We start from the raw sequence: 12,096 nt of genomic DNA, 5'->3' as shown, positions 1-12,096 counted from the left end.
CCACCGCGCTGCCCCTCAAGGGCGAATTCGTGGCTTACCAGTTCCCGGACACGGCGGGCGGCCGCGGCTGGTCGCTCCAGATCCCGGTTCCGGTCGACTGGGCCGCCACCCACGACAAGGACCGCGCGACCTACCGCCGCGGCGACGTGGTGCTGGAGGTCGACCGGGTGCCGCTCGAGCAGGAGGATCCGATGAGCGGTCTGGTGGCGCTCGACAAGAAGTCCGCCACCCTCCCGGGCCACTCGCCCGGCACCGTCGGCCCGCACGACCCCGTCGGCGGCTACGACGCCGCCAAGTGGGAGTTCAGGTACGAGGGCGACGGTGTCGCCCGGCAGGTCCGCGAGATCGGCATCGGCGTCGGCGAGGCCCTGGTCACCATCCGCTACGACGCCCCGGTGGCGCAGTTCACGGACAACGTCAAGGTCCTCGCCGACGCCCTCCGGGTCACCGGCGCCGGCTGATCACCGGAACGCCGCCTGGAGCGGGCCGACGGCGAAGTACGCCACGAAGGCCAGGGCGATCACCCACATCAGCGGGTGCACCTGGCGGGCCTTGCCGGTCGCGGCGCGGATCACGACGTAGCTGACGAAGCCGGCGCCGATGCCGTTCGCGATCGAGTAGGTGAACGGCATGACGACGATGGTCAGGAACGCGGGCAGCGCGATCGAGTAGTCGGTGAAGTCGATGTCGCGGACCTGCGACATCAGCATCGCGCCGACCACGACCAGCGCCGGCGCGGCCGCCTCGACCGGCACCACCTGGTACAGCGGCGTCAGGAACATCGCGGCGATGAAGAGCACGCCGGTGACGACGTTCGCCAGTCCCGTCCGCGCGCCTTCGGCGATGCCGGACGCCGACTCGACGAACACCGTGTTCGAGCTGGCCGAGCCGAAGCCGCCGGCCGCGCCCGCGAGGCCCTCGACGAACAGCGCCTTGCCGACGTTGGGCAGCTGGCCGTCCGCCGGCAGCAGGTCGGCCTCCTTCGCGAGGCCGGTCATGGTGCCCATGGCGTCGAAGAAGTCGGCGAGCACCAGGGTGAACACCAGCAGGCAGACGGTGATGATCGGCAGCCGCGTCCAGGCGCCGAAGGAGACGTCGCCGACCAGCGAGAGGTTCGGCAGGCCGAGCACCTGGTCCGGCAGCGCCGGGTAGCCGAGGTTCCAGCCCTTCGGGTTGGTGCCCTGCGACGGCCCGGCCTTGACGATCGCCTCGACGACGATGGCGAGCACGGTCGAGGTCAGCACGCCGATCAGGATCGCGCCCTTGACCTTCCGGACCACCAGGATGCCGGTGACCAGCAGGCCGACGACGAACACCGCGGTCGGCCACGAGGCGATCGAGCCGTTGATGCCCAAGCCCACCGGGACGGTGGTGTGCGCGGCGTCCGGCAGCCGTCGCACGAACCCGGCGTCGACCAGGCCGATCAGGCAGATGAACACGCCGATGCCGACGGCGATCGCCGACTTCAGCGCGGCCGGCACGGCCCGGAACACCGCGGTGCGGAACCCGGTGAGCACGAGCAGCACGATGATCACGCCCTCGATGACCACCAGGCCCATCGCCTCGGGCCAGGTCATCTGCGGGGCGATGGTGACCGCGACCAAGCTGTTGATGCCCAGGCCGGTCGCGATGGCGAACGGGTAGTTCGCGACCAGGCCCATGAGGATGGTCATCACGCCGGCGACCAGCGCGGTCACCGCGGCGACCTGCGGCACCGGGAGGATGCCGCCCAGGACGTCCTTGTGCGCGCCCGCGTCGTCGGCCGAGAAGCTGCCGATGATCAGCGGGTTCAGCACCACGATGTAGGCCATCGTGACGAAGGTGACCAGGCCGCCGCGCAGCTCGCGCGGCACGGTCGACCCCCGCTCGGTGATCTTGAAGAACCGGTCCAGTGTGGACGTCCCGGTGCGGGTCGTCTCCTGCTCCGCCATTCGCCCTGCCCATTCTCTCGCTGCTGCGGAGTACCCTTCACCACGTGAGTGAACCGATCAATCCACCGGAGGTTACGGGCTCGTTGCGGCACACGCCGGAGCTGCCCAAGAGGCTCACCGACCTGACGCCGGTGGTGATCGTAGGCACCTCGATCTGGGCTGTCGCGCTGGTGGTGCTCTTCTTCACGACTTCGGGGCTGTGGGTGCAGACGGCGCTGGCCGGCTTCGCGCTCGGCTTCGTCGGCCTGGCGATCATCGCCTGGCAGCGCGCCGCCGCCCGCCGGGGCTCGAAGTCGGCCCAGCGGCTCTGAGGCGCTGACGCTTGCGCTTACGCGAGCAGTGTCCTGGGCGAGGGGTCGTCGAGGAGAGCCGTGATCAGGTGCCGGTCGGGCCAGCGCCCGGCCGCCCAGGCGAACGCGCGCGCCAGGCCCTCCGACGTGTCGGCCGCGTGCAGCCGGTCATCTGACCACCACTGGACGTCGTGTTCGGCGCCCTCGATGCGCACGCTGAGCGGGTCGTGCACCAGGACACCGCCGTCCGGGAGCCGGATGCCGAGCTGGTCCGCGACGAGCTTCAGCGCGGGGAGCTCGGCCCAGGGCGCGTACTCGCCTTCGCTGGTCACCTCGGCGGGCGCGCCGCTCGCGAGCGGCAGGTCGAGCAGGTCCGCGAGCCGCTCCGGGTCCTCGGGGGCGACCACGTACTGGCCGGGCTCGAGCGCCCCGGCGACCCACGGCACGTCCAGGACCAAGGCGTCGTCCACAACGGACCCGTCCGCGGCTCGCACGGCCCGCGGCGCGCCCGGCTCCATTCCGGACTCGACGACGGCGTCGTAGGCGCGCGTGGTCAGCCCGGGCGAGACCACGCGTTCCGGGTCGGCGAGCCGGTCGAGGAGGTCTCTTGCTTCGTCCACACTGGACAATGTGAGGTCCGCGCGCACACCGGCGATCCCGAGCAGGTCTTCGCTCAGGCCGACATCGGGAACCTCGTCGAAGAGTCCGGCCAGATCGGCGTCCGGCAGCCGCCACTCGTTCGGCGCGGCCCCTTCGAGCACGGCGTACTGCGCGATCCACCAAGCGGCGTGCCCGTGCGGCGCGCGCAGGGCGTGCCAGGTTCCGGGTCGCGCGGCGAGCAGGCGCAGGGCGGCGGGCCAGGCGTCGTCGGCGACGAGATCGAGGTCCCGGATCGCGACGAGCGTCGACGGCGGCGCCGGCAGCGAATCCCACCAGGCTTCCTCGTCGGGCAGGTCGTGGTCGGGCTCGTGCGGCTCGTCGTCGACGACCACCGCGAAGGAGTCGAGCACACCGGCGGCTTCGAGCGTGCTCTGCGGCCAGTCCCCGGCGAAGTCCTCGTCGAGGACGTCCATCGCGCCGTCTTCCTCGAAGACCTCTTCGTCGAAGATGTCGAGCAGCGGCGACGTCGGCAGGACGAGTTCGTCGGCCCGGCGCCAGGTGTCGGTGCCGGGCAACGCGAGCGCACCGACCCAGCGCGGGGCGTCGTCGCCGCAGTCGGCGATCAACCGCAGCACCGCACCGGCGAGCGTCGTACCGTCCAAACCGGACTGGACGTCTTCGGTACTGCGCTCGACGGCCTCACGCAGCTGATCGGCGTTGAGCAGCTCGCGGGCGTCGGCGTGCTTGGCACCCAGGCGTTCCAGGAGCGGGTGCGACGCGGCCGGGTGCACCAGCCGCAGTCCCGGGATGTCCACATCGGACAGCAGATCGAGCAGTTCGGCCGAGCCTTCGACGAGCAGGCAGCCGCGGGCACCCGGCAGCGTCCGGCCGTCCGACAGGGGGACGGGCAGGCCGTCCAGCCGTTCGGCGGCGAGCGCGTGCGACTCGACGGCGATCGCCAGGGCCGCGTAGAGTTCCCGCCACCAACTCGGATCGCGCGTGACGCCGGTGAGCGTGTCCAGCACCTCTTCGATGCCGATCACTTGCCCCGAAACGGCTTTGAGGACTTGCGCGGGCCCTTCGACCAGACCGGGCACGAGATCGGCGAGCAGCGCGGGCAGACCGGGCACATCGACGTCGAGCACCCGTGCCTGACGACCGGATACTTCCTTGCCGTCCTGAGTGGACAGCCACGGTTCCACCGCGAGGACGGCCAGTACTTCGTCACGCAGCTTGTTGTCCACAGTGGACTTGGGAAAACCCGGCACCGGGACGAGCGCGAACCGTTGCGCGGGCGGCAGCAGCCGGACGAGCCCGGTGTATTCCTTCGCGGCCGCCTCGAGCGCTTGCGCCAGTTCGGGTCCGGGCAGCGCGCGACGTCGCGACGGTTCGACCGGAACCGAGGCGAGCAGCCGGGCGGGCAGCGACAGCCCGTCGTCGGTGGGTGTCGGGGCGTGCAGAACGTCCTCGTCGAGCGGCCGGGGCGCCCCATCGGCGCCGACCGGGACGGCCCACACGACGTCGCCGCGATGAGTCAGCCAGCGCGTTTCTTTTTCTGGACCACGGATTTCGACGAGGTCACCATCGGCTTGGCGCGTCCAAACGCGACCGTCGACGTCGAATTCCGCCAGCCAGGGCAGGGCCAGCAGCAGATCGGCGACGTCCCGGGCGAGTTCGCCGAGAAGGGCCTGCCCGTCGACGCCGTCCCGCAGCGGCAGCCGGACTTCGGTGTCGAAGCCGGGCGGCACGTCGGCGGGAACGGGCCACGGGAGCCGCAGGACGGGAACGTCCCCGTCGATGCCGGCGGCTTGCCGGGTGCGTTCGGCGGAGAAGGCGACCCCACCGGTGGTGGAGACGACGCGGGGTTCGTCGGAGACGGTCCGCACGGCGGCGAACCCGACCCCGAAGCGCCCGACGGTCTCGCCGGTCTTGCCGGAGGCCCGCAGCGAGGCGAGCGAGGCAACACCCCGGGCGTCGAGCGGGGCGCCGGTGTTGGCGAACCGCAGTTCGGAGTCCACAAGGGACACCCGAACCCGCCCGGGCGTCCCCCCGGCCATGGCGGCGTCGGCGGCGTTCTGCGCGAGCTCGACGAAGAGCCGATCCCGGTAGGCGCCGACCCGGAGGTCCCGTTCGACGTTGGTGTCCTCGGTGAGCCGGGTGGGCGAGTCCCGCCAGGAGCGCAGGGTGGCCTCGCGCAGCCGCGCGGTCCCGAAGGGATCGCCCGGCTCAGGGGTGTCGCCGGTCACCGTTCGGGAGCGTTGTCGACCTGGGCTTGCGCTTCATCGGCCGGCGAGCCCTCGGTAACGACGTTGTCGGTGAGGACGGCTGGCGGAACTTCGCTGTCCTGAGGTTCACCACCCGCATCGCCCGGAGCCGCCTCGTCAACAGCATCGGTCACCTCAGCCTGGGTCGGCTCGGAGCCGGCGGGTTCCGGCACCACGGCTGCCTGCGGTTCGACAGTCCCATCGGCAGTCTCGACCACCTCCGCCGGAGCCGGTGCCGCGACCTCCTGCGGCCCGGTCTCAGCCGACTCGGTCACCTCGACCGGCTGCGCTGCTTCCTGCGCCTCGGCTTCAGCGACCTCGGTCACCTCGCCCGGGGACGATGCCTCCCCACCAGCCGAGACCGGCTCGGCAGCGAGGTCAGCCGCCTCGGCGGGGACGGGATCCACCTCCGCCGCATCCGACTCGGCAGCCACCGGAATCTCGTCCGCCTCAGCCTCGGCGACCGCTTCGTGCGCCTCGGCCCGAAGCTCGATCGCATCGGTGACCTCAGCCTGGGTCGGCTCGGCTTCCGTGGGCTCGGGCACTTCAGCCACCACCGGCTCGGCGACCGCATCGGTCACCACCGGCGCCACCACCGGCTCGGCCGGCTCGGGCGCTTCCGCTGCTTCACCCGGCTCGGCGACCTCACCAGCCACCTCCGCCGGCTCGGCGACTGCATCGGTCACCACCGGCTCGGCCACCACGGGCTCGGCCGGCTCAGACACTTCCGCTGCTTCACCCGGCACGGCGACCTCACCAGCCGTCACGGGCTCAGCCGCCTCGACCGCCGTCTCCGAAGCCGCTGTCTCCGCAACAGGCGCGTCCGAAGCCGCCTCAGGTGACTCCGCCTGTGCTGTCTCCGGCTCGACCTCCGCCGGCGACAGGTCCGACTCCGCGATCCCCGTCTCCGGCTCGGCCGCCGCCGTCTCCACGATCGCCGGTGCCGGTGCCGGCGTGAAGTCCAGCAAAGAATCGTCGTACACCAGCTCGGCCACCGGGACCGATGAGGTCACCTCGACCTCTACCTCCGAGTGCGCTCCGCACCCGTACTCCACGTCCACCACGTGGCCGTCCGCCGGGGCGATGTCGTTGCCGCACACCCCGAACACGCCGCGCAACGAGCCCGCCAGCGGTACGAAGAACCCGCATGTCCCGCACACGTCCGGTGCGCTGCGGGCCATGTCCGACCGCGGCCCGAACTCGCCCGCGTGCCACCTCGCCGCCGCCTCCGTGCGGCCGAAGCGGGACAGCGCGTGCACCCGGCCCAAGCCCGCCTCGCGGCTGACCTCCTCCACCGCCGGGTCGTCCGACTGGAGGTACGCCGGCACCAGGCGGGGGTCGTTCTCCGCCGCCGGGAAGATGTCGCCCACTCCGAGGTCGCCCGCGCGCACCCGGCGCTCCCAGGGCACCCAGGCCGGGGCCACCAACGCCGAGGGGCCCGGCACCAGCACCACCTCGCTGACCGTCACCGGCTCGTCCTCGCCCGCGGCCGCGACCGTGACCGACCAGCGCCAGCCCCCGTAGCCCGGGACCTGGGCCTCGAACAGGTGACTCGCCGTGACCGCGTCCTCGCGGGTGACGCCCACATGGGCGCCGAGCTGCTCCTCGGGTGCGTCCTCCAGCACCGCAGCTCGCGCGAACTCCACCGCTTCGGCGAGTTTGCGCTGCACGGAACCGTCGTCCAGGGTCAGCAGCAGAGTCATGCGGCCAATTGTGCCGCACGCATCCGCGGCGCCCGTGCCAGGCTGTTCAACGTGCGCACGCCGATCGTCACCTCGCTGCTGTTGGCCGCCGCCCTCGGCGGCTGCGCCGGTGCCCCCGCGCAGGAGCCGGGCCCGGAACGCCTCACCGTCCAGGTGCTCACGACCCTCCCCCACGACCCCACCGCTTTCACCGAAGGCCTCGAGTTCGCCGGGGACACCCTGTACGAGAGCACCGGGCTCGCCGGGCGGTCGACGCTCACCGCGGGGCCGGCGGGCGGCGGGCCCCGGACCACGGCCACGCTGCCGTCGCCGCTGTTCGGCGAGGGCGTCACCGTCCTCGGGCCGACGCTGTGGCAGCTCACCTGGCAGGACGGGTTCGCCATCGAACGCGACGCGACCACCCTCGCCGAGCTGCGGCGCGTGCCGTTCCAGGGCGAAGGCTGGGGCCTGTGCCACCAGGAGGGCGGACGGCTGGTGATGAGCAACGGCTCCTCGCGGCTGACCTTCCGGGACCCGAAGACCTTCGCCGTCACCGGTGGCGTCGACGTCGGCCGCGACCAGCTCAACGAGCTCGAATGCGTCGGCGGCGACGTCTACGCAAACGTTTGGCACACCGACACGGTCCTGCGGATCGAGGCCGCGACCGGACGCGTGACCGGGACGATCGATGCAGGTCAGCTGCGCGCGGAAGTGAACGCGACGGGCGCCGAAGACGTGCTCAACGGTATCGCCGCCGTCCCCGGCACCGGTGATTTCCTGCTCACCGGGAAGCAGTGGCCGGTCACGTTCCGGGTGAGGTTCGTCCCGGCTCGGGCGTGAAAGCACGGATGAGCAGGCGGAACCGGCCCCCGGTAAGGCAGGATTGACACGTGGCACTCTTCGGCTCCCGCTCCGGCTCCGACGGCACCCCGTCGGGTCAGCCGCACGGCCGGAAGTCCAAGCGGCGCTGGACGCCGGAACCGGGCGCCGCGCAGGCCCGGTCCTGGCGGGACGCCGCCGCGCCGCGCGCCGAGCACGGCAGCCCGCCGCCACCCACCCGTGTCCAGCGGCCCGCGTCCCCGCGTCCGGGGTTCCACGACGGCCGCGTGCCGAACGCCGACGAAGCCCCCACCGCGGCCGCACCGGCGAACCACCGGCCGCCGCCGCCCCCGCGCGGAGCCCGGCCGTATGACCCGCACCGCACCGAGCCGGTGCGCCGCGAGCCGCCCGCCGGCGGCTTCTACCAGGGCGAACGCTACCCGGGCAGCGGCGAGTACGAGCACTACGACACCGGCGGCTACGCGGGCGAACCGCGGCCGCCGGAGCCGGCGCCCCAGCCGCCGCGGGAAGAGCCGCGCACGCCGGGCGGCACGCCGAAGCTGCCGAAGAAGATCACCGTCACGCGGGTGGCGGCGATGCGCAGCCGCCAGCTGACCGGCCAGGCCGTCGACGCCTTCCAGCGCGCGACGAAGGCCGACGGCGCCGAGAAGTCCGGCCTCACCTCGCTGACCTACGCCGTGATGCTGAACTACGCCAGCGACGCGGCGATGGCGATCGCGCTGGCCAACACCCTCTTCTTCGCCGCCACCAGCGGCGAGAGCAAGGGCAAGGTGGCGCTCTACCTGCTCATCACGATCGCGCCGTTCGCGCTGGTCGCGCCGGTGATCGGGCCCGCGCTCGACAAGGTGCAGCGCGGACGGCGGCTGGCCATGTGCGCGTCTTCCGTCGGCCAGGGGCTGATGGCCGTGGTGATGGCGCTGCACTTCGACGACTGGCTGCTCTACCCGGCCGCGCTCGGGATGATGGTGCTGTCGAAGTCGTTCACCGTGCTCAAGGCGGCGGTGACACCGCGGGTGCTGCCGTCGGAGATCACGCTGTCCAAGACGAACGCCCGGCTGACCACGTTCGGCCTGGTCGCCGCGGGTGTGTTCGGCGCGGTGGCCAGCGGTATCAACGCGATCTCCGGCTCGGCGGGTGCGCTGTGGTTCACGGCGTTGATCTGCGTCGCCGCGGCCGTGCAGTCGATGCGCATCCCGGCCTGGGTGGAGGCCACCGAGGGTGAAGTGCCGACTTCCCTTTCGGCGCATCCGAAGGAGAAGAAACGCCGTCAGCCGATGGGGCGCCACATCGTCGTCGCGCTCTGGGGCAACGGCTCGGTGCGCGTGCTCACCGGCTTCCTCATGATGTTCGCCGCGTTCGCGGTCAAGGCGCAGACCGAGGGCAGCGGGCAGACGCCGTTCATGCAGCTGCTGCTGCTCGGTGTGATCGGCGCGGCGGCGGGGGCCGGCGGGTTCCTCGGCAACGCGCTGGGCTCGCGCCTGCACTTCGGCAGCCCCGACCAGGTGATCGTCGGGTGCGTCGCGGGCTGCGTGCTGGCCGCGCTGGTCGCGACGATCCTGCCCGGCCTGGCCACGGCCGCGATCGTCGGCCTGGTCGGCGCGACGGCCAGCGCGCTGGCCAAGATCAGCCTCGACGCCGTCATCCAGGAAGACCTGCCCGAGGAGTCGCGCGCTTCGGCGTTCGGCCGCTCGGAAACCGTGCTGCAGCTGGCCTGGTGCGTCGGCGGCGCGGTCGGCCTGCTGCTGCCGCCGACGTACTGGATCGGCTTCCTGGTGATCACGGTCGTGCTGGCCGTCGGGTGCGCGCAGACGTTCCTCGTGCGCCGCGGTGGCTCGCTCGTGCCCGGCCTCGGCGGCGACCGGCCGCTGCGCCCCGAGCCGACCGGCAGCTTCCCGGCCCAGGGCCTGCCCAGCGACCCGCGGGCCCGCCGGTAGGCTCCGGCCATGCGACGTTCCCGGGTGGTGGCCCTGTTTGCGGCCGGTGGGTTCGCGGTGGCCGGCTGCTCGGCACCCGGCCCGGCCGAGGTCACCTTCTACGCCGACGGCCACACCGTCAACACCACGCCCGTGCTCACGTGCGACTACTCGCAGAAGCTCGCGCAGCCGTGCAACGCGAAGGGTTCGACGCAGACGCTGAAGGTCCGCCCGGGCAAGCCGGTGCAGATCTCGGTGCCCGGCGAGGTCGCGGACTCGCCCTGGCAGATCGTCTACGAGTACGTGACCCCGCAGGGCGAGTTCAAGCAGAGCGACCCGATCCCGTTCACATCGCTGGACCGCTACGCCTACACGGTCACGCCGCCGACGCCCGCCGACCGCATCTCGGCGGTGGACGTGCAGAAGTACACGGCCGTGCTCAACGCGGACACCGGCGAATCGGGCCTGCTGCCCAGCGACGTGTGGGGTCTGCGGCTGGAGGCTTAGGGATCGATGTCGCGGGCGACCGCGCGCATGATCTCGGCGATCTGCTTGGTGTGCTTGCGGTCCGGGTAGCGGTTGCGCCGCAGGTCCGGCTGCACCTTGAGCTCGAGCAGCTTGATCATGTCCTCGATCAGGCCGTGCAGCTCCTCGGCCGGGCGGCGCCGCGCCTCGGCGACGGACGGCGGCGGGTCGAGCAGCCGGACGGAGAGCGCCTGCGGCCCGCGGCGGCCGTCGGCGACGCCGAATTCCAGCCGCTGGCCGGCCTTCAGCCCCTCGACGCCCTGCGGCAGCGCGGCCTTGCGAATGTAGACGTCGGCGCCACCGTCCTGCGTGACGAACCCGAACCCCTTCTCCGCGTCGTACCACTTGACCTTGCCGGTCGGCACTTCCCTCACCAGTCCTTCTGCTGTCCGCTCACGACGAACGCGCCCGGGGCGTACCCAGGGCGCGCTGGGTAAAGGGTATCTCGCCAGAGGCCCTGGGGAGAAGTCGATACCGCCGGATACCCTCTTGCGTCATGAAGAGCACGACGAAGGAGGCGGGCGTGGCCGCTCCCGGCAAACCGTTCCTGATGCGCGTCGGCATCGGGCTTTTCGGCCTCGGCATGCTCGCCGTACTGGCGGTTTTCATCATGTTCGCCGCCGGTTTGGAGAACCTGCCGATCTGGCTTTCGGTCGCCGCCGGGGTCATCACGCCCCTTGGCCTGCTACTGGGCTTGATCGCGCTGGTGATCGAGGCGCGCGGCAAGAAGGAAAGCTAGGGCACCGCGCTCCCCGCGAACGTCTTCTCGAACCACTCCGGGAATTCCGTCAGCGATTCGAACACCACCTCCGCCCCTTCGCTCAGCAGGAGCGTGCGGTCGCACGGCCCGGTGGTGACGCCGACCGGGATCGCCCCGGCGGCGAGCGCACCCCGGATGTCACCGGCGTGATCTCCGACATACACGCGGGCGTCGTGCGCCAGCAGTGCTTCGGCCTTCTGCGTCGACCACAGCTCGCCGATGACTTCGTCGACGTCGAGCCCGAGCGCGTCCACGTGCAGCTGGGCGTTGGGCCCGTACTTCCCGGTGACGACCAGCGTGCGCCCGCCGGCGGCCCGCACCGCGCGGAGGGACTCGACCGCGCCCGGCAGCGCGACCGCGCTCGGCACGACCACCTCGGGGTACATCGCGCGGAACCGGTCGACGAGCCCGGGGATGCGCTCCTCGGGCGCTTCGAAGCCGCGCAGGATGTCGTCGAGCGGTGGCCCGAGGTTGGCCGCGAACGCGTCGCCGTCCAGCGGCAGGCCGGATTCGACGCCGAGCGCGTTCATCGCCGCGGCCATGCCCGGCCGCGCGTCGATCAGTGTCATGTCGAGGTCGAACCCCACGGTGATGCCCACGATCAACACGGTAGCCGCCACCACCGACAGTTTTACACCGCAAGCAACGGTGTACAGCACCTTGACAGCAGCGCGATCTGTGTCAAGGTGAAGGTGTGACCAGCTTCACCCAGCGGACGAAGGCGTCCCTCCGCGAAGCGCTCCTCGACGCCGCCGCCGACCTGCTGCCGGACCGCGGTCACGCGGGCCTGCGGATGGCCGACGTCGCCGCGAAGGCCGGGGTGAGCAGGCAGACGGTCTACAACGAGTTCGGGAACAAGGCGGCGCTGACCCAGGCGGTGGCGCTGCGCACCGCGTCGGAGTTCCTCGAGGGGATCCGGCAGCGGTTCGAAACGGCGGACGGGCTCCTGGCGGGCATCCACCACGCCGTCGTCTACACGATCGAGCACGCGCGGGAAAACCGCCTGGTCGCGGCGGCGCTCGGCACCGAAGCCGGTGAGGACCTGCTGCCCTTGCTGACGACCCGGGGCGAGCCGATCCTCACCGCGGCCGCGGACCTCGCCGCCGGGCAGTACCGCGAATTCGAACCAGGGCTCTCCGCCGAAGCCGCGGCCCTGCTCGCGGAGACCGTCGTGCGCCTTTCCCTGTCGCACCTGGTGCTTTCCACGCACTCGGCGGCGGAGGCGGCCGACGCCGTCACCGCGGTCGTGGAACCCGCCATCCGCCAATTCGTCCACTGAATCGCCTATCGG

Annotated in this window: 12 protein-coding genes; 7 read left to right on the top strand and 5 right to left on the bottom strand. The window is 71.9% G+C overall.

Annotation, left to right across the window (positions count from 1 at the left end):
• Positions 1–461: hypothetical protein (locus ACFVYA_RS30865; protein WP_387049946.1), on the top strand; the 461-nt coding region annotated here is incomplete at its 5' end.
• On the opposite strand, the gene ACFVYA_RS30860 is transcribed toward ACFVYA_RS30865, so the two are convergent.
• Positions 462–1,931: an NCS2 family permease gene (locus ACFVYA_RS30860; protein WP_285986727.1), complete on the bottom strand. Its 1,470-nt coding sequence runs from the start codon at positions 1,929–1,931 to the stop codon at positions 462–464.
• A gap of 83 nt (positions 1,932–2,014) precedes the next feature.
• Here ACFVYA_RS30860 and ACFVYA_RS30855 point away from each other — a divergent pair, with 83 nt between their 5' ends.
• Entirely contained in the window at positions 2,015–2,242 is a 228-nt protein-coding gene (locus tag ACFVYA_RS30855) for a DUF2530 domain-containing protein (protein ID WP_285993979.1), read from the top strand.
• 17 nt (positions 2,243–2,259) lie between these two features.
• Here the strand turns inward: ACFVYA_RS30855 and ACFVYA_RS30850 are convergent, their stop codons facing one another.
• On the bottom strand, positions 2,260–5,067 hold the full coding sequence (locus ACFVYA_RS30850; RefSeq protein ID WP_387049944.1) for a sacsin N-terminal ATP-binding-like domain-containing protein: 2,808 nt from the start codon (positions 5,065–5,067) through the stop codon (positions 2,260–2,262).
• Positions 5,064–6,788: a DUF3027 domain-containing protein gene (locus ACFVYA_RS30845; RefSeq protein WP_387049942.1), complete on the bottom strand. Its 1,725-nt coding sequence runs from the start codon at positions 6,786–6,788 to the stop codon at positions 5,064–5,066. Before ACFVYA_RS30845 ends, ACFVYA_RS30850 begins: the two co-directional genes overlap by 4 nt.
• Positions 6,789–6,839: 51 nt before the next feature.
• Here ACFVYA_RS30845 and ACFVYA_RS30840 point away from each other — a divergent pair, with 51 nt between their 5' ends.
• Genes ACFVYA_RS30840 through ACFVYA_RS30830 form a run of 3 tightly spaced genes read left to right on the top strand, consistent with a single transcriptional unit; the run spans position 6,840 to position 10,027 of the window.
• Positions 6,840–7,607 (top strand): glutaminyl-peptide cyclotransferase, encoded by a 768-nt coding sequence (locus ACFVYA_RS30840; RefSeq protein ID WP_387049941.1) that lies wholly within the window; start codon positions 6,840–6,842, stop codon positions 7,605–7,607.
• Between the two features lie 50 nt (positions 7,608–7,657).
• The gene (locus ACFVYA_RS30835; protein WP_387049940.1) at positions 7,658–9,541 is read left to right on the top strand and encodes an MFS transporter; all 1,884 of its coding nucleotides are present in this window, start codon (positions 7,658–7,660) and stop codon (positions 9,539–9,541) included.
• Between the two features lie 9 nt (positions 9,542–9,550).
• Entirely contained in the window at positions 9,551–10,027 is a 477-nt protein-coding gene (locus ACFVYA_RS30830) for a DUF2771 family protein (RefSeq protein ID WP_285986731.1), read from the top strand.
• Here the strand turns inward: ACFVYA_RS30830 and ACFVYA_RS30825 are convergent.
• A complete protein-coding gene (locus ACFVYA_RS30825) occupies positions 10,024–10,410 on the bottom strand; it encodes a cold-shock protein (protein ID WP_013230216.1) in 387 nt (128 codons plus the stop codon). The two genes, ACFVYA_RS30830 and ACFVYA_RS30825, sit on opposite strands and share 4 nt — an antisense overlap.
• 131 nt (positions 10,411–10,541) lie before the next feature.
• Between ACFVYA_RS30825 and ACFVYA_RS30820 the strand changes: the two genes are divergently transcribed.
• Entirely contained in the window at positions 10,542–10,784 is a 243-nt protein-coding gene (locus ACFVYA_RS30820; protein ID WP_285986732.1) for a hypothetical protein, read from the top strand.
• On the opposite strand, the gene ACFVYA_RS30815 is transcribed toward ACFVYA_RS30820, so the two are convergent.
• Entirely contained in the window at positions 10,781–11,404 is a 624-nt protein-coding gene (locus ACFVYA_RS30815) for an HAD family hydrolase (protein WP_285986733.1), read from the bottom strand. The genes ACFVYA_RS30820 and ACFVYA_RS30815 overlap by 4 nt on opposite strands.
• Before the next feature lie 95 nt (positions 11,405–11,499).
• Between ACFVYA_RS30815 and ACFVYA_RS30810 the strand changes: the two genes are divergently transcribed.
• Complete coding sequence (locus ACFVYA_RS30810; protein WP_387049939.1) at positions 11,500–12,084, top strand: TetR/AcrR family transcriptional regulator; 585 nt, start codon at positions 11,500–11,502, stop codon at positions 12,082–12,084.
• Positions 12,085–12,096: the final 12 nt, after the last annotated feature.

The sequence above is a fragment of the Amycolatopsis sp. NPDC058278 genome (genome assembly GCF_042881395.1).
Lineage (GTDB): Bacteria > Actinomycetota > Actinomycetes > Mycobacteriales > Pseudonocardiaceae > Amycolatopsis.
This window is presented reverse-complemented; position numbering and strand designations above follow the sequence as displayed.